At 50.8% G+C, this 24,145-nt stretch carries 17 protein-coding genes; 5 read left to right on the forward strand and 12 right to left on the reverse strand.

The window, feature by feature from the left end; all coding sequences use genetic code 11:
• Nucleotides 1-10: 10 nt before the first annotated feature.
• The 8 genes from AB4124_RS07120 to AB4124_RS07155 all read right to left on the reverse strand — a co-directional run bounded on the left by AB4124_RS07120 (nt 11) and on the right by AB4124_RS07155 (nt 11,697).
• The gene (locus AB4124_RS07120; RefSeq protein WP_441972007.1) at nt 11-2,083 is read right to left on the reverse strand and encodes an amylo-alpha-1,6-glucosidase; all 2,073 of its coding nucleotides are present in this window, start codon (nt 2,081-2,083) and stop codon (nt 11-13) included.
• 25 nt (nt 2,084-2,108) lie between these two features.
• Nucleotides 2,109-4,238 (reverse strand): beta-glucosidase BglX, encoded by a 2,130-nt coding sequence (gene bglX, locus AB4124_RS07125; protein ID WP_441972009.1) that lies wholly within the window; start codon nt 4,236-4,238, stop codon nt 2,109-2,111.
• Between the two features lie 25 nt (nt 4,239-4,263).
• A complete protein-coding gene (locus AB4124_RS07130; protein ID WP_441972011.1) occupies nt 4,264-5,088 on the reverse strand; it encodes a carbohydrate ABC transporter permease in 825 nt (274 codons plus the stop codon).
• A 5-nt stretch (nt 5,089-5,093) separates the two neighbouring features.
• Nucleotides 5,094-6,038, reverse strand: coding sequence for a carbohydrate ABC transporter permease (locus AB4124_RS07135; protein WP_076322396.1), 945 nt, complete (start codon nt 6,036-6,038; stop codon nt 5,094-5,096).
• Nucleotides 6,039-6,136: 98 nt separating this feature from the next.
• Nucleotides 6,137-7,381, reverse strand: a complete 1,245-nt coding sequence (locus tag AB4124_RS07140; protein ID WP_441972013.1) for an ABC transporter substrate-binding protein — start codon at nt 7,379-7,381, stop codon at nt 6,137-6,139.
• 173 nt (nt 7,382-7,554) lie between these two features.
• Nucleotides 7,555-9,108 (reverse strand): response regulator transcription factor, encoded by a 1,554-nt coding sequence (locus AB4124_RS07145; protein WP_441972487.1) that lies wholly within the window; start codon nt 9,106-9,108, stop codon nt 7,555-7,557.
• A 7-nt stretch (nt 9,109-9,115) separates the two neighbouring features.
• The gene (locus AB4124_RS07150; protein WP_441972015.1) at nt 9,116-10,918 is read right to left on the reverse strand and encodes a sensor histidine kinase; all 1,803 of its coding nucleotides are present in this window, start codon (nt 10,916-10,918) and stop codon (nt 9,116-9,118) included.
• Between the two features lie 35 nt (nt 10,919-10,953).
• Nucleotides 10,954-11,697, reverse strand: a complete 744-nt coding sequence (locus tag AB4124_RS07155; RefSeq protein WP_076322399.1) for a helix-turn-helix domain-containing protein — start codon at nt 11,695-11,697, stop codon at nt 10,954-10,956.
• Nucleotides 11,698-11,808: 111 nt separating this feature from the next.
• On the opposite strand from AB4124_RS07155, the gene AB4124_RS07160 reads away from it, so the two are divergent.
• From AB4124_RS07160 to AB4124_RS07175, 4 genes are all read left to right on the forward strand, one after another.
• A complete protein-coding gene (locus AB4124_RS07160) occupies nt 11,809-14,097 on the forward strand; it encodes a glycoside hydrolase family 65 protein (RefSeq protein WP_441972018.1) in 2,289 nt (762 codons plus the stop codon).
• A gap of 191 nt (nt 14,098-14,288) precedes the next feature.
• Nucleotides 14,289-14,969 (forward strand): beta-phosphoglucomutase, encoded by a 681-nt coding sequence (pgmB, locus tag AB4124_RS07165; RefSeq protein WP_430202560.1) that lies wholly within the window; start codon nt 14,289-14,291, stop codon nt 14,967-14,969.
• A gap of 164 nt (nt 14,970-15,133) precedes the next feature.
• The gene (locus tag AB4124_RS07170) at nt 15,134-16,096 is read left to right on the forward strand and encodes a phosphotransferase enzyme family protein (protein ID WP_441972020.1); all 963 of its coding nucleotides are present in this window, start codon (nt 15,134-15,136) and stop codon (nt 16,094-16,096) included.
• A 25-nt stretch (nt 16,097-16,121) separates the two neighbouring features.
• Entirely contained in the window at nt 16,122-16,631 is a 510-nt protein-coding gene (locus AB4124_RS07175; protein WP_430137791.1) for a hypothetical protein, read from the forward strand.
• A gap of 170 nt (nt 16,632-16,801) precedes the next feature.
• Here AB4124_RS07175 and AB4124_RS07180 read toward each other — a convergent pair whose 3' ends face one another.
• The 4 genes from AB4124_RS07180 to AB4124_RS07195 all read right to left on the reverse strand — a co-directional run bounded on the left by AB4124_RS07180 (nt 16,802) and on the right by AB4124_RS07195 (nt 22,667).
• Complete coding sequence (locus AB4124_RS07180; protein ID WP_441972022.1) at nt 16,802-17,962, reverse strand: extracellular solute-binding protein; 1,161 nt, start codon at nt 17,960-17,962, stop codon at nt 16,802-16,804.
• Complete coding sequence (locus tag AB4124_RS07185; RefSeq protein WP_441972024.1) at nt 17,959-19,803, reverse strand: sigma-70 family RNA polymerase sigma factor; 1,845 nt, start codon at nt 19,801-19,803, stop codon at nt 17,959-17,961. Before AB4124_RS07185 ends, AB4124_RS07180 begins: the two co-directional genes overlap by 4 nt.
• Nucleotides 19,804-20,268: 465 nt before the next feature.
• On the reverse strand, nt 20,269-21,375 hold the full coding sequence (locus tag AB4124_RS07190; RefSeq protein ID WP_441972026.1) for a GIY-YIG nuclease family protein: 1,107 nt from the start codon (nt 21,373-21,375) through the stop codon (nt 20,269-20,271).
• A gap of 425 nt (nt 21,376-21,800) precedes the next feature.
• Nucleotides 21,801-22,667, reverse strand: a complete 867-nt coding sequence (locus tag AB4124_RS07195; RefSeq protein WP_441972028.1) for a helix-turn-helix domain-containing protein — start codon at nt 22,665-22,667, stop codon at nt 21,801-21,803.
• A 125-nt stretch (nt 22,668-22,792) separates the two neighbouring features.
• On the opposite strand from AB4124_RS07195, the gene AB4124_RS07200 reads away from it, so the two are divergent.
• Nucleotides 22,793-24,082, forward strand: a complete 1,290-nt coding sequence (locus tag AB4124_RS07200) for a Gfo/Idh/MocA family oxidoreductase (protein WP_441972030.1) — start codon at nt 22,793-22,795, stop codon at nt 24,080-24,082.
• Nucleotides 24,083-24,145 lie beyond the last annotated feature (63 nt).

The following is a 24,145-nucleotide window of genomic DNA, read 5'->3' on the forward strand; positions in this document are numbered from 1 at the left end:
TTATAACCGATCAGCCAACGAGATTAAATCCGGTTGTATTCTCAAGCACTTCCACGCGGAACTTGCTGCCGTCAGCTTCACGCACGACGCTGACGGACAGATGGCCGCTTCCGATCGCAATCCGTTCGGCCTTCAGTTCATTCATCCCTTCCGGAAGGAACGGGGACAATGCGATTTCCTTGGTCACCGCATTCGGATACAATCCGAGCATTGCCTGTAGGAAGACAATCGAGGTTCCGGCCGCCCATGCCTGCGGCGAGCAGGTTGTCGGGTACGGAACCGGATGGCCCAGCTTCGCATCATGTCCGCAGAACAGCTCCGGCAGACGCTGGTATTCAAAATGTGCGGAAGCCTGCAGCAGGCCGGAGATCACCTTGCCTGCCTCAGCTTTGAATCCTTGCTTGCCGAGACCCAGCAGGATCATGGCATTGTCATGCGGCCATACGCTGCCATTGTGATAGCTCACCGGATAATATCCGGTGGAGTCTGTGCTCATCGTACGAATACCGTATCCGTTAAACATATCGTTTCGGAGCATCCGCTCGGACTGGGCTTTCGCCCGGCTCTCTTCCGGCAGTCCGCTCATGAGCAGATGCCCCGGGTTCGAGGTGACGCTTCGGACCTGACGCAGGTCCTTATCCAAAGCGATGGCATAACACTGCTGATCCTCCATCCAGAAGGCCGCTTCGAAACGGGCGCGAAGCTCCTCGGCTTCCGTCTCCAGCTTACGGGCCAGATCCGGCTCGCCCAGCTCTGCGAAGACGGGTGCCAGCGATTTCTTCGCTTGATACACGTAACCCTGAACCTCCGACAGCGCGATCGGAGATTCCGCGTACTCCCCGTTCTCATGAATGATCGAGTTGGCGGAATCCTTCCAGCCCTGGTTCGGAAAGCCTTTCTCCGCTTCCTGTTTGTAGGCCATGAAGCCGGAGCCCGCTTCAAGCGCGGCATCGATGTAATCCAATGCCCGCAGCATGTTTGGCTTAAGCTCCTCCGCCAAGGAAAGATCGCCCGTCCAGCGGTAATATTCGCCGATCAGCGCCAGAAACAGCGGCGTGGAGTCGATGGTGCCGTAGTACGGCGAGAACGGGGATTGGTTCGTCGTGACCAGCTCACCATAGCGAATCTCATGCATGATTTTGCCCGGCTGCTCATCCCGCCAAGGATCGGTTTTCTCACCTTGATAAGCTGCGAGCGTTCTCAGGGTCCCCTTGGCATGGAGCGGATTCACCGGAAGCATGAACAGGGCCGTGATCAAGCTGTCTCTGCCGAATGGAACCGCGAACCACGGCAGCCCCGCGACCGTTGTATCGCCGAAGCCTACATCGGTCGTCAGCATGCGCAGATCCTGCAGTCCTCTCTGGTACAAGCCGCTGAACAGCGCGGAGTCCGACTGGACCTGCGAGCTGTTCGCGTACCAAGCTTCATAGGAGGCTTCGAGCTTCTTCAACCCCTCTTCGTAGGTCAACGGCTCCGCTGCGGAATGCTGCTCCGTCATCGGCGAAACAAAGAACGTAATAACCTTCTGCTCTTTGGCTTTCAGGGACAAAGAGAACGAAACATTCCCGGATTCATCCGCTTGGCCGCCATCCGCATCCCAAGTAATGCGTGTCTGCCTTTTCAGGTTGTCGGCGCCGACATAGGCCAGCGTCATATCTTGATCGCCTGTCCGTATACCCTCCATCTTGCCAACTTCCCCGGTACGATATTTACGCACCAGGAACATATCCTGAAAATCGGCATCAAAGGAAATCGTGAACTCGATATTCGAATCCGTCACAAAATAATTGGACAAGGTGCAGCGCTCGTACAGGATGCCATTATAGATAAAACGCTCCCGAAGCACTTCAATCGCCCCTACATCCTTTGTATCCTTCATTAGGCGGAAGGATGCCACATAACTTTTGTCGCCCGTAGAGGACAAGAGCGAAGGCTTCTCGCCGTCGATGAACAACTCCATGCGGCTCAGGAAACGCGTATCCTTCGTATATAACCCATGGCCTTGATCATCCCCGAGGACGATATCTCCATTAAGCCCGGTCAGAAAAAATACGTCTCCTTCTTTAATTACGCGGTAGTCCATGCATAAATCCCCCTTTGTTTCCGGTTTATTCAACAACCACAAGCTCAGCCTGCAATCCTTCTTCCGAATGCGGGCCGACCCAGACATGGAACTTCCCGGGCTCGACCGTAAACGCAAGCCTCTCATCCAAGAGCCCCAGTTCTTCACGCCCCAGCGTAAAATGCACCGTCCGGTTCTCGCCCGGCTGCAGCTGTACCTTGCGGAATCCCTTCAACTCTTTGACCGGCCGGGTAGAGCTTGCCACCAAGTCGCGGATATACAGCTGCGCGGTTTCCTCGCCGGCTCTGGATCCGGTATTCGTTATGCTCACGGATACATGTACGGTCTCGTCCCGGCCGATTTGATGCCGATCCAGCTGCAAATCCGTATATTCGAACGTTGTATAACTGAGGCCATACCCGAACGGATACAGCGGAGAATCATCGCAATCGATATAATCTTCGTACAAATGAGGACGTCCGGTATTCTTCCGGTTGTAATACATCGGAATTTGGCCCGTCGCACGCGGAACGGTAACCGGCAGGCGACCACTCGGATTGTAAGCGCCGGTGAGCACGTCCACAAGCGCATGACCTGTGGTGGTTCCCAAATGCCACGCTTCAACCACAGCATCCGCATGTTCATGCAGCCATGGAGTGGCAAGCGGACGTCCGTTCATCAGGACGACGACGATCGGCGTGTCGGTCTGACGTTTCAGCACCTGAATCAGGCGCTCCTGGCAGGATGGAAGCGTGATGGACGTTACGTTGTAATGCTCGCCCGTCATCGCTTCGGATTCACCCACAACGACCACGGCGGCATCACACTGTCTGGCGAGCTCCACAGCCCGTTCTACTCCCCCATCCAGTTCCTCCAGAATGCCGCTGCCCTGCTCATAGAATACCTCGGCTTTAGGTGCGATTTCCGATTGAAAAGCATCCCATACCGTGACGACGTCCTCATCGCGGCCTTTCCAAGCCCAGCAGCCCATCGAATTGTGGCGGTCATCCGCCAGCGGCCCAATTAACGCCAGTCTCTTGTGCTTACTGGTATCCAACGGCAAAATCCCGCCGTTATTCTGCAGCAGCACGATCGATCTCCGGGCGCTGTCCCTGGCCTGAGCCAGATGATCCGCTGGAATGACTTGCCCTTTCAGCGGATCTCCGGCGCCTTCAGCGTCTTCGCTCACATACGGATTCTCGAACAATCCAAGGCTAATTTTTACCTGTAATATGCGGAGAACCGCATCGTCCAATAGCTTAAGCAGCTCAGGGTTTTCCTGGACCAGCGTTTCCAGATGATCGAGATAGACTCCGGCGTGCATGTCCATGTCGACGCCGGCGTTCAATCCCTTCAACGCGGAATCCTTCCGGTCTTCCGCATAGCCATGGTGGATCAGCTCTTCAATCGACTCCCAATCGCTGACCACCATGCCGTCAAAGCCCCATTCCTGCTTTAATATATCCCGCAGCAGATACCGGCTGCCGGAAGCCGGAACGCCGTTCAGTTCGCTGAAGGCACTCATCACGGACAGAACCCCGGCCTGAATCCCGTGATAGAACGGGGGAAGCACGGTTTCCCGGAGCGTCCGCTCCGACATGTCCGTCGTGTCATAGTCCCGGCCGCCTTCGATCCAGCCATAACCGGCAAAATGCTTCACGCATGCCGCCACCGTCGGGTAGCCGTCCTCATTCGGACTTTGAAATCCTCTGACCTTCGCGGCAGCGGCCAGGGAGGACAGATAGACGTCCTCCCCCGTGCTCTCCGCGATGCGGCCCCAACGGGGATCACGCGTGATATCGACCATCGGGGCAAAGGTCCAGCGGATGCCTTCCGCGGCCGCCTCTACCGCTGCAATGCGAGCGTTCTTCTCCATCCCTTCCAGATCCCAGCTGGCGGCTTCGCCGAGCGGAATCGGAAAGATGGTACGGAAGCCGTGAATGACGTCATCCCCAATGAGAAGGGGAATCCCGAGCCGCGTCCCCTCTACGGCCAGACGCTGAAGCTCATTGATCTTTTTCGGACCATGCACATTCAGCAAGGACCCGATCTTGCCTTCGGCAACCAGCTTCAGCTCCTGCTCCTCGCACCGGCCATACTGCACCGTCTGGCCAATCTTCTCGGTCAAGGTCATCTGCGCGAGAAGATCCTTTGCACGCTGTTCCACGTTATCCATATCTAATCCCTCCCAAGGCTTTATATCAACCTTTCACGCCGGCGTTCGAAATCCCCTCGATATATTGGCGCTGGAACAGGAAGAAGAACAGGATGATCGGCAGCGTGGACAGCACAACCCCCGCCATAATCATCGGCGTATTCTCAAAGAACATATCCTTCACGCTGTTCAGACCCACAACCAGCACATACATTTCCGGTGTATTCGCAAGCGTACTCGGAACAAGGTAACTGTTCCAGGTTCCGGCAAAAGCAAGAATCGACATCGTAATCAGCGATGAACGGGCCAGCGGGTAGACGATTCGCCAGAAAGCGCCCATCTTCGTCAGGCCATCCATCCGCGCAGCTTCCAGAAACTCATTCGGAACCGAGATGAAGAACTGGCGGAGCATGAAGATGTACAGGCCTTGATATAGGAACGGTACCGTTAACCCCCAGAATGTGTTCAGCCAACCGAGCTGTGCCACATTCACATATACCGGGATCAGGATCATATGGTATGGCACCATCATGGTGGCAACGACGATCCAATAAATCAGACCTTTTCCCTTGAAATTCAGCTTGGCCAGGGCAAAGCCGGCCATCGGGTTAATGATCAGGTTCCCGATGACAACAACGCCAGTCATGATAATGGTGTTCAGAAACCATCTCGGCACGTTGTAGGCATCGTTCGTGAAGAAGATTTTAAAGTTCTCGAACGTCCAGTTGGCCGGCGAAGTCAGCGTATTGACATGGCGCATCGGGATGATAGACGTATAGAGGGTATAGAGAAAAGGAAGGGCAAATAAGAGCCCAAGGATGATCGTGCCGATATACAGAAACAGCCGACCGTTATTCGTACGGGTCAACATTACCCTCACTCCTTCTCATCCAAGAATTTTTTTTGCAGATACGTAATCAGCATGATGATCATGAAGAACAGCACCACCGCCGCGCTTCCGTATCCAATGTTCATGTAACGGATCCCGTGCTGGTAGAAATACGTAACCACCGTACTGGTAGCGCCCGCTGGCGAACCGAGTGCGCCATACCGGGAAATCGCTGCAATCTGATCGTAGATCTGGAAACCGGCAATCGTGGATACCGACACGATGAAGAACGTGATCGGCTTCAGGAACGGCACCGTAATGTAGCGGAATTTGTTCCACTTGGACGCTCCGTCAATCTCGCTCGCTTCATACAGATCCTTCGGAATTTCCTGTAGACCCGACAAATACACAATCATGGTGAAGCCGGCTTGTTGAAAGATAAACAGAATACATACGAATAAGAGCGCATAGTTAGTATCCGCAAACCATGTCACATTCCCGAAGCCCAACGCTCCGAAAAATTCCGTCAGGAAGGTACCCTTCTTGAAGAGCATCATGAACACCGTGGTGATCGCGATTTGCGAGGTAATGTACGGAATGAAGAATACCGTCCGGAATATTCCCTTGCCCTTCAGCTTCTGGTTGACCAGGATCGCCAGGAGCAGACCCAGCAGGGTCTGAATCGGAATCGAGATGACAACGATTTCCAGGGAGTGAAGCAGCGCCTGGAAGAATTCCTTATCTTGAAGAATGGTGACATAGTTTTCGAGGCCGATGAATTTCGCCTGGTCCAAGGCAGCGAAATTCGCATCCTGAAAACTCCTTACGAAAGACTGGATAAATGGATAGAGAAACCACCACGCCCATAAAATCAAAAAGGGCAGCGTAAACAACCAGCCCAGCGTCTTGTCGGAGTCTGCCAGCGAACGGAACCAGGATTGCCTGATCTTGTTCCCTTTCATATCAGCGTGCTTGCTGCTGTAATCGGACATAATTTATCCCCCGCTTCCATGGCTTAAATTGAATGGATCATTTAACAAACGCTCCCGCTCCCTTAGAACAAGGAGCGGGAGCGGGTGTTGCCTTTTTCTTATTTGAACTGGCTTTGAATATCGTCGAGAATTTGCTGAGCCGTTTTACCGGAGCCACCTAGAATCAAGCCTTCCAATTCTTTCACGAGTTCATCCGTGAAACGCTTGGTATCTGTCGGATAACCATAGTCTGTGCTGTACTCCAGCGCAGGCTGCAGCGCCTTGAATTCAGGGTTTTTCTCGAAATACTGCTCGGACAATGAGGCTACCGCCGGATTAAAGCCAAGCTCCATGAATGCGGTTTGCGTATCGTCATTGGTCATGTAATAAGCAGCTTTGAGCGCAGCTTCTTTGTTCTTCGCGTCTTTCAATACCATGTAAGCGTCAGAGCTCATGGTGCTTCCGTTGGTTGTTCCTTTTGGTACCGGAATAGCTACCATTTTCAGGTCCGGATTTGCATCCTTCAGGTAACCTTTGTACCAGTAACCGCCTGTACTCATAGCGCCCTGCTCGTTGCTGAATACTTCGCCGTCCCAGCCAAAGCCGAGTGATTTAGGAGTTACAGCCAGTCCTTGGTCATACATATCGATGATCATTTCCAGCGCTTTGACGTTCTCTGGCGAGTTGATGGTCTCACCATTGCCCCAGCCGCCGCCGAAGCTCTTCACGTAGTTCGTAATATGGAAGGCATCCAGATTGACGATAATGCCCTTCACATCGCCTTTGTTCAGCACTTTCGCCGCTTTGATCACTTCATCCCAAGTGGTTGGGTACTCGCCGAGACCAGCATCTTTCCACATTTGCTCATTGATGAAGAACATCGCCGGCATATCACTGTTCGGCACACCGTATTGCTTACCGTCCACATTCCAGATGTTCTTAGATGTATCCGGGAAACGGTTCATGTCAACGCCCGTTGCCTGAACCAGGTCATCGATTGGCGAGAACAATCCTTTGTTGATGTACTCGTAAGCACCTTCGTTGGACATTTTAATGAAGTCCGGCGCGACGCCGGCCGCAATTTCACCCGGAAGCGTGTTCCAGAATTGCTCACTGCTTGGATATTGTTTGATTTTCAGTTCAAGCTCCGGATACTGCTCGGAGATGGTGTCCGCCGCTTTTTGATAAATCTCCAAATCCTGTGCCGTACCCCAGAATCCGAAATTCACTGTTACTTTTTCCGTATCTGCGGCTCCATTATCTTTATTGTCAACGCTTTTATTGCCGCCGCAAGCGGTTAAACCAACAACAAGAGCCAGGCACAACACCAGCATGGCCGAAAACTTCTTGTTCAATTTACCCATGATGCTCCCCCCCACGTTTCTTTTCGTTTTACCTTGCTCCTTAATGATAAAGAGCGGAAGCAATAAAAAAAATTAATCAAATGATGATTAATTTTTTAAAATTGACTATTTTTTTATAAATAGGTTGCACGGCAAGAGCGTTTTTATGAAAAATCACACTTTCTTTTCAAATATCACACTTCTTCTTTCCTATACTGTTTAGGAGAAAAGCCTGTGTATTTTTGAAATACAATCGCAAAATGGGCCTGATTATTAAACCCTACCATCTCGGCAACGTCATAAATTTTGTAGCGGTAGTCCTTAAGGAGTATCTTCGCCTTTTCGATCCGGAGCTCATTAATATAATCGAACAGGCCTTGACCGACCTCTTGTTTAAACAGACGACTGACATAATTCGGGCTGACATGAAATAGGTCGCCGAACAATTTTAACGAGAGGCTCTCCGGGTAGTGCTCTTCTGTATACTCCATAATATTGCGCGTGAGCTGGCTGTATCCCTTCATCTCCAGATGGTTGCGGTTCTTAAACCGCTCCTCGAATCTGGCCCGGTACGCTGCCGACAGCTGCTGGAAATGATGGATCTCTTCAAAAGCCGTTACATCCTTTTGAACGGTCCCGCCGGACGTCCCCGTGCTCTCCCCGATCATAAACAGCAGACCTTCGTAAACCTTGCGGACATCCTTCTCTTCCATGCATTCTTCTTGCTCCAGAAACGTCTCCCACTGGGACAGCAGCTCCATAAACCGATCGCTCGCTTCTTCCCTTAGTGCAGATTTCATCTGGCTTAAATAGGCATCCGCCTGTTTATAGACACCCTCACTCTTCTGCTTCAGATGCTGATAATAGAATATCGACGTATCCGGGTTATAAAATTGATGCGCTAACGCGGTTCCTGCTTGCTCGTAGCCCTTCTGAATGCCACCAAAATCGGCAAACCAGTCGCTGATACCCAGCACGATGTCGATGTTCACAAAGCGCTTGAGCGCGGAGCTGATCATCTGCACCATTTTATTGACACGCGTCAACGAAGCCAGCAGGCTTTTCAGCTCGCTGTTGCTGATGAATACGACGCTGCACTGCTCATCCAGTTGAAGATATTCAACTTCCTTCTCCGTGGACAGAATCTCGCTGACCACGTTCTGAACCGTATTCGGCAGGATGGATTCGGTTTCTTTGGTATACCTTTGGATGACCGTATGATAATTCTTGATTTTAAAAAGAACGACGTATATGTTACCCTCTTTAAGTTCCGTTTCGTGCAGGTCATGAACATAACCATGGAGAGCGTCATATAGCATCTTCTCCTTCCGGTTGCCCGCTGCACCCGACTCCGCCTGAGCCGGAGTCCCACGGCTTCCAAACTGTTCCCGTACGCTCTTCAGCATCGCGGTCAGCTCACGTTCATTCATATCGGGTTTGTGAAAATAATCGAACGCCCCCAGCTTCAAAGCTTCCTTCACATATGTAATATCATCGAAGCTGCTCAGCACAATGGTCTGCACAGGAAGCTGCCGCTCCTTAATCGCCCGGAGTACTTCGATCCCGTCCATCTTCGGCATTTTGATATCCAGCAGCACCACGTCAGGTGCGATTTCCATTATCATGCGCAGGGCCTCTTCGCCGTCGCCAGCCTCACCCACAATAGCCACACCCTGGGCCTCCCAATCAATCGCCGATTTGATTCCAATCCGAACGAGAGGCTCGTCATCTACTATAAGTATTCGCACTTGCTTATCACCCTGTTTCTTCTGTGATGATCGGAACCCGAAGCCATGCCACAGTTCCGCCATGCTCTCCCCTCTTGATCCACAGGCCGTATTCCGGCCCAAAATGAAGGGATATCCGGTTCCGTATATTGTTAAGTCCAATCGAGTTAAAGGTATCTTGCGGACCGCCCTGCTCCACCTTCGCTTGTCCACCCTCCGGAAAACCGCGTCCATTATCACTTACTTCCATGATGAGCGCGTCTCGTTCCTCATAAATCGATATCACAAGGCTGCCCTTGTAATCGATACCTTCAAAGCCATGGAACACCGCGTTCTCCACAAGGGGCTGAAGCAGAAACTTCAGGGTCCTATGATTCATTACGGCTGGATCGACCTCATACGAGACATCAAATTTATTAAAATAACGGAAATCAAGAATTTTCGTATAGTTCTCCATGAATTGGACTTCCTCAGCAATGGTCACGTAGTCGCCTTCCTTCTTCACCGTAAACTTGATGACTGAAGAGAAAGCCTGAAGCGCTTCTTCAATGCCGGTTGCTCCCTGGATCTTGGCCATCCACTTGATGACGTTCAGCGTGTTATATATAAAATGCGGACGAATCTGCGACTGCAGCGCATTCATCTCCAGATTCCGCTTCTCCTCTTCCTCCACATAGATCCGCTCGATTAAATCGCGAATTTCCTGCAGCATCTGGTCTACGGTATGGCTGATCACACCGATTTCGCCGTGCTGTCTCGTATCAAAGCTTACGTCAAGCTGACCTTGGGAGACAAGCTTCATTTTGCTGTTCAGCACCGCCAGCGGTTTCATGATCGTGGTCGCAATGCGTGCCGAGATCAGGATGGACAGCACGAGCAGCAGAATCAATGCGGCAATTAAGATGGCAACCATAAGATAGACAATCGAGAACAAATCCTTCTTCGGAATGACCGTAACCGCCTTCCAATTAGCCAAAGAAGAGGAAGAAGAAATCATGTAGGTATCCCGATTGATCTTCGTGTTCACTTCGCCGTCTGCGTTATATTGAAAATCATTCCCCAATACTTCGGAGGCCGACAGCCCGATTTCCTCGGGGTGGACGCTATGCACGATATGATCGGCTTCATCGATCAGATAGAAATTCGTATTCTCGGAAAATGCCGTATCGCTCCACAGCGTCTTGAGTTTATCCACCGAAATGTTAAAGAGGATAAACCCAAGATCCTCCTTCGTGTACGGATCCATGATGGCCCGGCCAACCGACACGACCGGAATTCCCTTGGCTGACAGCAGCCGCTCCTGACGAATCCCTACAGGGACAAGGCGACCATGGGCTCCTCTGATCTTCTGGATAAAAGGCTCACGGGTAAACTGCTCCTTGAAATAAGCGAAGTTCATATATTCCCTGTTGCTTCGGCCAATAATCGACTGACTGTTCTCGTGATAGATGACAACGGAGTCAATCAAATCCGAGTACAGCATGATCCCGCTCTGGATCAAGCCGTTCACTTTATCGAAATCCTGCCCCCGTTCAAGCAATGGATACGTCACCTTGCCGTAATCCTTGCGCATAATGGCATACACCGTGGAGTCCTGAATCGGAAACATCGACAGTCGCAGCAGCGGCTGCAGGGAGGTGTCGATATTTTTAATAATTTGTTTGTTGTTCTCCACGGCGGCATCAATCATCGTACTCCGGTTATTCTCCACGTATACCCAGGATACGATGCCGCCGATCAGCAGGAGGGGAACGATGATAAAGGCGGAGAACGCCGCGATCAGTTTCTTCTCCAGACTTAAGTGAAGTATCTTCTGCTTTAGTTTCTTCATGAGCCGTGTCTCTCTCTTCTCGTTGGGATCATCCTTTATCGCGCCGTCCCGCTTATCCGGAATTTTCTCGGCGTCATCCCCGTAAAATTCTTGAACAATTGCGTATAATAACTCTGGCTGCAAAACTTGAACGTAAACGCGATTTCGGATATTGACTGGTTCGTATTAGCCAGCAAATGTTTGGACTCCTCAATCTTCCGCCGATTAATAAAGGTTGTAATGGATACGCCCGTCTCCCGTTTAAAGCGATCGGATAGATAGCTTGGGTGGACTTTCAAATATTCCGCAACTCTCTGCAAGGTCAGTTCCTCAAAAATATGCTCCCTAATGTAATAGATCGCCAGGTTCACAATGTGAGAGAAGGACACATCCTCTTTCTCGGAGCGAATCATCGAAACAAACTGCACCAGCATTTCATACTCAAAATGAACCAGCCGCTCCACATCGGTCATTTTCTCGATCTCAAGGATCAGCGTATCGCTTAAGTGAAAAGCAATCTCAGGATCCACGCCGCCCCGGATGATTGCGCGGGTAAATAAGGTACAGGAAGCAATCAAGGCATTCTTCTTCGACCGAAGCGGATACGTCGCCAGCACAGCCGCTTCCAGCTCGTTAATCTTACGAAGCATATCCATGGCTCTATTCTCATCGCCGAAGCGGATCGCTTCCAGCAGCTCGTGCTCATAATCAAATGGGGGATGGATAAAATTCTCGCGCAAATAATGCATACGGGAAGACAGATAAAACGGACGGTTTCCCGAGCGTGAAGGCTCTTTCATTATTTCCACACCACCTAAAAATATTGATAAAAACCTTGATATTTTAGTATAACATAACCCCGATTAGCTCTAGAATTCAAGCATAACCATGCTAGGAAGGAAGTGTAGACCATGACCTGGAATATATCAAATCCTGATTTGTCACAGCAAGCGTTGCTGAATATGGAAAGTATTTTTGCACTCGGAAACGGTTACTTGGGTGTGCGTGGCAACTTCGAAGAAGGCTACGGAGAGAGTTTGTCCACCATTCGCGGCACCTATCTGAACGCTTTCCACGACGTGATTGACATCCCTTACGGCGAGAAGCTCTTCGCCTTTCCCGATACACAGCAAAAACTCGTTAACAATATTGATGCCCAAACGGTCCTGATCTATTTAGGTGAAGAAAAAGAACCTTTCCGCCTTGATCACGGCACGATCACTTCACATGAGCGCCACTTGCATATGGACAAGGGGTATTCGGAGCGAATCGTACAGTGGAAATCGCCTGAAGGCAAAGAGATCAAGCTGGCCTTCCGCCGTCTGGTGTCCTTCACGCACCGGGAATTGTTTGCCATCCATGTACGGATCGAACCGGTTAATTTCAACGGTCAGGTTCGCATCGTCTCCACCGTGAACGGCAAAGTGAAGAACTACACCAATGCCAATGATCCCCGGGTCGGCGCAGGGCATGCGGAACGGATGACCGTCATCGATGCCGGTGTGAAGGGCAGCGACGCCTATGTTGTTGATGAGACGATGGCCTCCAAGCTGCGCGCAGCTTGTGTGACCCGTCACCAGTTGGATGCCGACGCCGACGTTCAGCTCGAAGCCGGAACCGGAGAGGTTACATTCACAGCTACTATTCCATTGACCGGACCGATCCACTTTACGAAATACAATCTGTATACCGACAGTCTTCGTCACGGGCAGGACATGATCGAACGTGGAATCCAGCTGCAGGAGGAGTTGAAGGATACCTCGTTTGAGGACTTGCTGGCTGAGCAGACCGAGTATCTGAATAACTACTGGAAGTCGGCCGATGTGCTGATTCAGAACGATGACCAGCTGCAGGAAGGCATCCGCTTCAACCTGTTCCAGCTGCTGCAATCCGCCGGTCGGGACAAGCACAGCAACATATCTGCAAAAGGACTGAGCGGCGAAGGCTATGAAGGTCACTATTTCTGGGACACGGAAATTTACATGTTCCCGGTATTCCTGATGACGCAGCCGGACATTGCGCGCCAGCTGCTGCTGTATCGCTATTCCACGCTGGAGCAAGCGAGAGACAGAGCTAGGGAAATGGGTCACCGGCAAGGCGCCCTGTTCCCGTGGCGCACGATCTCTGGAACGGAATGTTCCTCCTTCTTCCCATCGGGAACGGCGCAATATCATATCAGCGCAGACATTGCCTACAGCTATATTCAGTATTATCTCGCCGAACAGGATCGGGATTTCCTCATGTCCTATGGGGCCGAGGTGTTGATCGAAACCGCCCGCTTGTGGGCCGACATCGGCCACTATTATAACGGCGCCTTCCATATCGATGAGGTTACGGGGCCGGATGAATATACCTGCTGCGTGAATAACAACTATTACACCAATGTCATGGCGAAGCATAACCTGAAATGGGCTGCCAAAAGCTGCTCTATCCTGAAATCCTATGATGCTCAGGGCTTCAAGTCCCTCTGTGACCGGCTTGGCATCACGGAAGACGAGATCATGGCATGGGCCAAAGCGGCGGACGCTATGCTGCTGCCGTACGACGAGGCACTCGGCATTAACCCGCAGGATGATACGTTCCTCCGCAAGGCGGTATGGGACTTCGACAACACGCCGGAGGACAAATATCCGCTGCTGCTGAACTACCATCCGCTGACCATTTACCGTTACCAAGTGTGTAAACAGGCGGATACAGTGCTTGCTCACTTCCTGCTGGAAGACGAGCAAAGCTTGGAAACGATCCAGCGTTCGTATGAGTACTATGAAGGCATCACGACGCATGATTCGTCCCTGTCCTCCTGCATCTTCAGCATCATGGCTTCGAAGATCGGCAGCATGGACAAGGCGTATGAGTATTTCATCGAGACGGCACGCCTGGATCTGGACAATACGCACGGCAACACGAAGGACGGCCTGCACATGGCTAACATGGGCGGTACCTGGATGTCCATCGTCTACGGCTTTGCCGGCATGCGCCTGAAGGAAAGCGGACTTTCCCTCTCCCCGGCCATTCCGCAGGACTGGGAGAAGTATGCCTTCCGCCTGAACTTCCGCGGCCGCCTCATCGGCGTATCCATCGAGAAGGACGGCGTGACCCTGGAGATTGTTGAAGGGGATTCCATCGAGATCAAGCTGTACGACAAAGCCGTAACGCTTGAAGAAGGGAAATCTGTGAAACATGCGCTTCAGAGCAAGTAATTAGGTTTAGGCCGTGGGGTGATGCCCTACCTATACGTATGGCATCACTCCCGGTTTACGAAGAAAACGATCTATCGATATATATTCCATGAAGACAGACTGCGGTAAGCCGTCATTTTTCTTGCGTTATCAGAGAGGTCCCATGCATCGATTTTATACTTTCTGATTTCTCAAAAAGGAGCTGTAAAAACATGAACGAAACACGTAAGTTGAAAGCTGTCATCTTTGACTTGGACGGCGTCATTACCGATACGGCGGAGTATCATTATCAGGCATGGAAAGCCACGGCAACCGAGCTGGGCATTCCCTTCACGCGAGAGTTCAACGAGAATCTCAAAGGGGTATCCCGCATGGACTCCTTAAAGCTGCTGTTAAGCCAAGCGGAGAAGCCTGTAAGCTATTCGGATGAAGAGCTGGTACAGCTGGCCGACCGCAAAAATAAGCTGTATGTCGAGCTGATCGAAACGATTACGCCAGCCGACCTGCTGCCCGGCATTACGGAGTTTGTGGCAGACATCCGATCTAGCGGCCTGAAGACCGGCATCGCGTCCGCCAGCAAGAACGCCATTGCCGTATTGACCCGGCTTGGCGTCATGGACCAGTTCGACGTCATCGTCGACGTGACCAAGCTGAAGAACAACAAGCCGGACCCGGAGATCTTCCTCACCGCTGCCGCGCAGCTTGGCGTAGAGCCTGCTGACTGCATCGGGGTGGAGGATGCCGCATCCGGCGTTGATGCCATCAAGGGCGCCGGTATGTTCGCCGTGGCAATCGGCAATGCCGCGCATTTCCCGCACGCGGATGTCGTGCTGTCCAGCACGGCGGAGCTGGACTTCCGTATACTGGCGCAGACGTTTGAAGGCAGATCATAGATTAAAAGGGGCGCTCATTAGGGAGCGCCCTTTTTTCATGTGTCCACCCCTTATTGCAACCGATCACCATCTTCGGTAGACTTGTAGTTGGTAGTGAATACCTGTAACTTATCCGGTATGTCAGTCAGACGGGCATATCGAGAATACGATAAAGGGGACTTTCCATGGAACAGGCTGTTTTGGATCAAGGTGCCGAGCGATTCGGACAAGGTTCTTATTCACTGAAGTTACTTGGGGGATTCGATCAGAATGTATTTGAATACAACGGTGAAGACGGACGCCCCTTCATTATTAAATTCTTGGACGCATCCAAATACCGCAAAGCCTCGATCATTCGCGAGCTCACGTGGATGGCCTATCTTGCCGAGCATGGGCTGAACATAGTGGAGTCGGTTCGATCCGCTCAGGATCTTCTTATTGAAGAGATAACTCATGAGTCGAAGCGATATTATGTCATTGCTTTTACAAAGGCTCCAGGCAGCCCATTAACGGATTTGGCATCGGATTTCCCCATGATCAAGCAGTGGGGGCGCGGGATGGGCCGTATGCATAAACTCGGGAAAAAGGACTCCACCGCAGCTTCGCTTGTTCACCAAATGGCCTTTCCCCAGTGGAATGATCATGTAATATTTACCAATGGGTTCCCGGAGGCTGCAGGTGAAAAAGTCCATGCACAGTGGAAGCAGTATCTTAAGGAACTTGAGGCCCTCCCGCGAGACCAGGAAGGCTACGGCTTCGTTCACAATGACCTCCACCATAACAATTTTCACGTACATAACGGGGAGATTATCTTTTTCGACTTCGGGGATGTCTCCTGTCATTGGTTTGCCTACGATATCGCTATTGCCATCTATCATGCGGTTCAGACTGTACCTGAAAGCGGAAAAGCCGAATTTGTCGCCAGATTCTTCGACTCGTTCTTATCCGGCTACCTCCAAGAGAATACGCTGAGTGAGGATTGGATCGAGCGAATTCCATTTTTCATCGACTTCCGCAATATCTACTCCTTTGTCTACTTCTCCAAATTCGTAAACTGGAATGAGATGAACGAGCGCACCCGGAATTATCTCTTAGCGATGAAAGCTGATATTGAGGCAGGCAAATCGGTTGTGAAGCTGTCCATTTAATATAGAGAAGGAAGATTGCTCTACCATGAAACCAAAATCCAAACCTCTCCGCCGGCTCGGCTATTTGGGCCTGGGGTTACTCCTCTCGGCCTTCATTCTATACCTGCTGTTCCTACGGCCCACGCCAATCAAGGTGGGTGGATTTACATCCTTTACGGATGAAAACACCATGATCTTCGAGGTGATCAATGAAGGATTCGCCGATGTGGAGCTGCTGGACGTGCGGGTGAACGATGGACGGAAGCCTGCCAAAGCCGAGCTGGGCGTCAGTTATTCCCTTCATCTGGTCGGTGGAGAAGGCCTTGATGAAGATCCCGATATCGAATTCGTCGATATTCGGGAGGTGCCGTTAAAGCCCGAGCTCGTGCCGGACGAGAAGAGAGCTGCGCTCGATCAAGGTTCGCGCATTCCGCTTAATTACGGCATCCGTCTTTATAACGATGAGCCCATCACCCGGATCGAAGTGAAATATAAGTATTGGGGCATCACTTTTACGAGGGAGATGCCGATGGGGCGATTTTTCAATAACGGCTAAATGCTCAAGGCAAAATTAAATCGATGAAGAGAGCCAAACTCTTTGATGTCGATAATTATACTGTGTTCCCCAGGACTCTCTTTTGAAAATAAATAAGTAAACCAAAGCCTCTATCCGTGTTGGATAGAGGCTAATGTGATAAAAACCAATTCCAGAAACTGATAGATTTCCTACGATACAATCTCCGCCCAGCGGGATAACGTCTTCTCAACGCCGGCTTCTCCCTTGATCATCCGCTCAATATCCTGATTCATTTGCTGCCTGGACAGATTCCATACCTGATTGGAGAGATAAGCATTCTTCTCGATTCGGTCGATAGCGTACAACGCCGGCCCCCACCATGGGTTACCGGTACGTCCAAGCTCCTTAGCCAATGTTTTTGTGATGGGCACACCCCAATAAGCACGCCTCGCTTCCTCCGAAGAAGGTAGCGCTAATTCTTTCAGCAATTCCCATGCCAGCTCCGAATGCTTGGACGTGACAGGAATTCCGTAGCCTGTCGAGTACATCGTATAAATATCCCTGCCGCCCTGTGCATGAGGCAATCCTACCACACCATAGGTTTCACTTAACTCGGGATCGTAGGCAATCCCGTTATGCCAGCTAAAGTCATAGATCATGGCAAACCGATTCGAACGGAATATGTTGTCCACTTGGACGCCCGGCATAGGAGCCACTCGATGCTTGCGGTAAAGATCTACAATCCATTGATACGCTGCATGCGCAATCTCGCTATCCGTATAGCCCCTGCCCACAGAACCGTCCTCCGACAAATGCCGCCCTCTCCTGCGCATAAGAAACGGCTCCAAAAATTCTACATCCGGATAAATGTAAAAACCATACCGTGATTCATCCCCGTTCTCTCCGTGCCGCGTCAAGCGGACCGCAGCATCAAGAAATTGATCCTCTGTCCATTCATTCGTAGGAAAGGGTACATTCGCTTCGGCAAACCATTTTTTGTTATAAAAAATTTGGGGTACTGCGACATCCACAACCGGCAACACAGCTAGCTGGCCCTCCCACATCGGCTGCGTCAATGCTCCCTGATAAAAATCATCCATCTTCAGCACCGGATCATTCCTCAGATAAGGCAGCAAATCTTGAACAACACCTTTACGTAACTGAGTAGAATAACCACCCTCACGGATATGCAGCAGATCAGCCCCTTCGTGATGGAATTGTTCCATCACACCATAGCTGTCCTCCGCCTGGACCAGCACCACTTTGACGTCTGGCCTGAAAACTTCGAATGATTGAATCACCGTTTGCACATATTTAAGATCATGTCCATTTGCTTCTGTGATGAGGCGAAGCTCAGTTGGTGTTGTCACTTATGATCACTCCTTATATTATCAATCACGAATTGCAAACTTCGCATGGCTTCCCTTTCCTGTTCATGAGCCCGTTTCAAAAGATCGCTTGCCGCCACGATCGCTTCCGGATCTGAACGGCCGGTGCCGCAAGGAAATGGGAAAAGCGCTTCCAACTCCGTCCACATCCTTGCGGATTCTTCATAACATGTTATGAGATGATCATAGGCTTCATCTATCTGATACACAGGCAATGTCGGCGAATCATGGACTGCTCCGCTATCAGCCGTCACATGGCAGTCCCTTTCTTTGTGCACACTCCATGTATCCTTGAGATCGTGCAGATACGCCATCGCATGCCTCCGGGCATCCCCATACACGCGAATCAAATAGCTCATCCCATGCAGATTGATATGCGCTTCACCCTGCTTCAGGTGATTCCTCCAGGCATCATAAGCCGCCAAACCCTGCACATAATGAGGAAATGGGGTGCGCGGCGAATAACCGTCACCCTCTACGGCGACTCTGGCGATACGGCTTAGCTGCTCCTCCATAGAAGGCAATGCAACCCGCCTCGTATCATTCACCTGTTCGGGTCTCTTTTTAATTCCGCACAAAAAACGCAAGCTGCTTGTTGTCAGCTCTTCGTACGTTATGGTTTTCATGTAAGGAGCCGACGGGTCCGTCACATAAAGCTCCTGCCGACCGTCATCGTAACCGTAAATCAGGCTCCATTCAAACGTAAAAGGCTTCTGAACGTAGGTATCAAAAAACATCACCGGCGTTCCCGCAATCAAGTATTCCCTGACAAAGTTCATGACCTCAGGACTCCTTGACTTCGCAAAAGGAAAGGCGGAGGCTACGGGTACCAGTGGAACAATACCTTCATCCGGAAGCTGACCGATCACAAATGCAGTTTCATATCCCATTCCATCAAACAGCTGCCTTAATACCTCCTGCCAATCGAATACAAACGCACCGTCAGCATAGGTGGACAATCCGGAGATTCGCAAGCGGAACGCATAACCGGAGCGTCCCATCAGCTCGCTCACACTATATGTATGATTCATCATGTCCAGCATCATGGAGACGGTATCGATAAGGGAAGACGCCGTTTTCCTCGTTCTAGTTCTAGGCAATGGCAACTTTTTCAACCAGCTGTTTCCTCCATTCTCCTCCTGATCCGGTTTCCCTGAAGAAGCAGGGATCAGCATGCGGGAATGCTCCTCACGCACCTTGCGTTTGGCCCTATAGATGTAGGTATAGACCGACTGGGTTGTCGTCTGGAACATCGCAGCGATCTCATCAGGAGACCATTGTTTAAAAAAATAAGCTTCAAAAATGCCGCGTTCCTTGCGGCTTAAGCCGTGCAGGAAGGACTGGATCATTTCAATCGTTTCCTTGCGTAAGTACAACGTCTCCGGATTCAACTCATTCTGTTTGTGCGTTAGCTTCACAGACAGAAATTGCAAAATATGATCCACATCGCCCCAATCGATATTGGCGGAATCCATCGTTTGGGATGGCTTCAGGCTGGTGAAGGGCTGTTCGATTCGATAAGGACCGCCGCGTCGCAGCTTCATCTGCGCCTGCCTGCGGACAATGGCCTGCAGCCAGCCCATGAATCTGGAAGAATCGATCAGTTGTCCGACATGCAGGAACGCCTTGATTAACGAATCCTGCACGATATCCTCTGCCATGTGGGTATCCCGGGTCATGGAACGCGCCCAGGAACGAGCCGAGGTTCGATGACGTCGAACAAGCTCCCCGAAGGCTTCCGTATCTCCTGCCTTCGCCCGCTCTGTTAAGAAACGGTCCTCCATCGTCTCGATGGTCGTCCCATCTGCCGTGGTTTCCAGCATAAATCTCCCCTTCCTCCTCTCTTGATCGGTTATTTATGGTCCTATAGAAGAAGATGCCTGCGGCACTCATGAATTGAACAAAACTTCGGATTTTTTTTAAAAGAGTTTGATTTAATTGAGAAATCAGCTCATGTAAAAAACAGGGATTACATCAATTCTCTAACGCGAGTGTAATAATATAATATCATTTTGGCAATAGATGGAAGGCGATCGATTTCATGTCGGAATCGGTCTATGACTTTGGCGATTTATTCCGATACGATCTACTGCGGCACTTCTAGAATGCGATGATGCTGTGCTTGCAATTCCTCCGTCTGGAATTCACAGATAAACGAGACACAAAAAGACGTCCCTTGATCATTCGGGAACGTCTTTTTGAAATGAGATCCAACTCGTCTTGAGTTTAGAAGATTGGAAATTTATTGGTAATAAAAAACCGGGCTGCCTCAACCCGGTTCATGATCATTAAGATGACACAACATAGTTATTCAAAAAATTCCGCAGTGCAGCCTCCATATCAGGCTCCCCGCCCTCTTCGATCCATGAATCCTGAAGAACAAGATAGCTGCAGGCGCTGCTCTGCAAATAGCTGTAGATGATTTGTGCAGCATCGATATCTTCCCGGGTAACCTCGGTAGCATCGCATTCCATATCCCTCGTGAAATAGCTGAGAATCAAGGCTTTGACCCTCTGCCTCAACGATTCCATGTCCACTGTTGCAGCCACAGAGCATCGCTCGCTGTGCAGCACAACGTTCCCCTTAATCAGGAATAACTTGAGCGTATCTTCGTTTAAATACTCGTAGACAACAATGCTGTGATTCTCTTCGGCGAACTCGATCACATGCCGTTTACTTAAGAGCAAGTTCACCGCCTCCATGCCGTCCCTGTATTTTGCAGCCTGCTCAAAATCGAAACGCTCTGCGGCGTCGAGCATGTTTCGCTCCATTTCATCATATAAACGTCGGTCGTCCCCCTGAAGCAGAGCAATGAATCGATCCATGATTTCATCAAATTGCCGCGCGGTTTCGCCGCCAAGACACTTGCCAAGACAGAGGCCAATCGAATAATTCAAGCAGGGAGTATTTGCCGAAGAAGCGGCAGGTGTATGATTACAGGCGATTTTACAACATTCCTTAACCTTTTGCACTGCATGTTCAAGACTATGTCTGCTGGCTGTATAGGGGCCGAAAAAACGAGAGCAGTCGTGACCGCCTTCATCCAGTGTATCTGTAATTTCCAGCCATCGCCAATCTCGCTTTTGCCGCAATACGATATAACTATAGCCTAGCGGATTTTTCATCTTACGGTTATACATCGGCTTTATGTCCTGAATGAGCCTGCATTCCAGCATGAACGCCTCAAACTCCGTGTCGGTGACGATATGCTCCAGATCTTTGACATGCTGAACCAGCTTCTTCACTTTTGGGGAGTGCGATTTATTGTTGTAAAAATACGATTGTACTCTCTTCTTGAGACTTTTGGATTTGCCAACGTAAATGACCGTTCCCCGCGAATCTCTCATGAGATATACGCCCGGCGACAGCGGCAACTCTTGTATTTTTGTTTTCATTTTGACTGTCGATCCTCTCAACGAATCTATTAAACATGGCGTTTTCCGTTCAATTCCAAGATACCATATGCACACCAAAAAGCACCACAGTCACCGGCTCATCAACTCGATGAATGTGGTGCCTCTATTAGGGACTAGGGCTATAGCCTCTATTACCCCTTCTCGCATAGAGTTGATTGGTTGTCGTGCTCCCGCACCCGACCGGCGGCCCCAAAATAACAGACCCTCGAATAGGCGCGACGGCACGCGCATAATCTTTTTCATTGATGCAATACGCACGCTGCGCGACCTCATTCGGCAGGAAGCGCAGAAAATCTGAGTCATACACAAAATCAGGGCTTGCTCCTCGCTGTAGTAAAATAGAGACTATCTATTTCAATTCAGCTTTTTCTAGTGAGCCAGAAAGAAGACATAGCCATATCCCTCTAACTTCGCATTCGATACTGCTGCCGATATTGCCTCGGCGACATCTGAACCGCCCGCTTGAACATCTTACCAAAGTGGGAGAAGTTGCTGAATCCCGAGCGCATGGCGATATCCGTGATGGGATCATCACTCTCCCGCAACAGCCGCTGCGCTTCCTTGACCCGAAGCAGATTAAGATAATCGCTAAAGGTAAACCCCGTTGTCTGTTTGAACAGCCGGCTGAGATAGTGCGGACTGATTCGGAATGTCGCTGCAACCTCGGGCAGCGTTAAGGCCTTCTGGTAGTTGTCGTTAAGATACCGGACGACCGCCTGGGTCTTCGGATGAAGAACCGGCTCGGTATCGGCGGAGCGAACCGTTCCCAGATACCGGTTACGGTAGGCGAAGAGCAGCAATTCAACCGTCCGGTGCCGCAGCAGCCAGCTGCTTCCCGCCTGGGGACGGACCATCTCCTCCACCATTTCACCGACCATTCGCTCCATGACTTCACATCCCGGTGAAGGAAGCCTTAGAATCGGAACATCCCAGCCGAACGGCTCCTTCAGTCCTTCGGCCAGGTCGGGTGATACGGTCAATTCCGCAAATAACTCCGGACTTATATAAAGGACAACCCGGTCATGATCGGGCCGGCCGCTGTCTAGCGTCTTATGAACGGCATTCCGGTCCACGAAAACGAGATCCCCGGCTCTGACCCGGTAGGAACGGTCCTTAATGAAGTATATGCGCTCACCCGATAACAGGTAGTACAACTCGTAATGATCATGAAGATGGTCAACCGTCATGGAGAAATATCCAATGCGGCGGTCATATTCAATGTCCAAATATCCGCTGGGATCGTGGTAATCCGCTCGAAACGGCTTCGTCATGTCGCTGCCCCCTTTGCTTGGATTATAGCAAAATAAGCGGTGTTCTAAAGCGATTAAGCATAAAATGCGGCGAAAGAAGTACTTCTTTGTTATAGGCTATATCTATATTCAAGGAGGCGATAGAGATGATTGACAAGAAACGTTATGTATTGGTCGGAACTGGCGGCCGAGCCGAATTTTTTTATGGCGCCCTGGCCCAGAATTTCCGTGACAGATCCGAGCTTGCTGCCTTTTGCGATATCAACCAGACTCGCATGAATTACGCGAATCAGCTGCTGCGGGAAAAATATAAATACGCCGAGGTGCCTACATACACCGCGGACCAATTCGACCAGATGATCGAGAACGAGAAGCCCGACTTCGTCATTGTCACGAGCATCGACCGGACCCATCACAAGTACATTATCCGCGCGATGGAGCTTGGATGCGATGTCGTGACCGAGAAGCCAATGACGATCGACGAGGAGAAATGCCAAGCCATCCTGGATGCCGCCAAGCGGACCGGACAAAATATCAGGGTCACCTTCAACTACCGTTACGCTCCCCATCATACCAAGGTACGGGAGTTAATCATGAATAATACCATCGGCCAGGTGACCTCGGTTCACTTCGAATGGCTGCTGAATACCCGCCACGGAGCGGATTACTTCCGGCGTTGGCACCGGGACAAGCGGAACAGCGGCGGACTGCTCGTCCATAAATCCACCCATCACTTTGACTTAGTCAATTTCTGGATCGGCTCGCATCCTGAAACCGTTTTTGCATTTGGAGATCTCATGTACTATGGTAGAGAGAATGCCGAAGCACGGGGCGTAACGCAATTTTACAATCGTGCCACCGGCAACAAGGTTGCGAAAGAGGATCCTTTCGCGCTCCATCTGGATTCCGATGCGCATCTCAAAGCCATGTATCTGGATGCTGAGCCGGAAGATGGCTATCAGCGGGACCAGAGCGTTTTCGGCGACGGCATTAATATTGAGGATACGATGGGCGTTCTCGTACGATATCAGAACAAAGCCATTTTAACGTATTCGCTGGTGGCCTATCAGCCGTGGGAAGGCTATCGCATCGCAATTAACGGCACCAAGGGCCGGATCGAGATGAACATTGTCGAACAATCCTACGTGAATTCGCTGGGGGACAAGAATCAGGAAGGCGCGTTAATCGGAAAAACGCTGCGGGTGCTTCCAATGTTCGATGCCCCTTATGAGGTTCATGTCGAAGAGAAAAAAGGCGGGCATGGCGGAGGCGACCCGGTTCTTCTGAATGATTTGTTCGGAGAGCCCGTGGAAGATCCGTACGCCCGGGCGGCCAACCATATCGATGGGGCGAGGTCCATACTAACAGGAATTGCAGCTAACCGCGCCATCGCAACCGGCATGCCTGTACGAATCAACAATCTGGTTCGTTTTTAGGCCGTATAAGGCTGCTCCACACACAACAGAAAAAAGAGCCGTCCGCAGACGGCTCTCCTCTGT

The sequence above is a fragment of the Paenibacillus sp. 2KB_20 genome (genome assembly GCF_052115765.1).
GTDB lineage: Bacteria > Bacillota > Bacilli > Paenibacillales > Paenibacillaceae > Paenibacillus_AQ.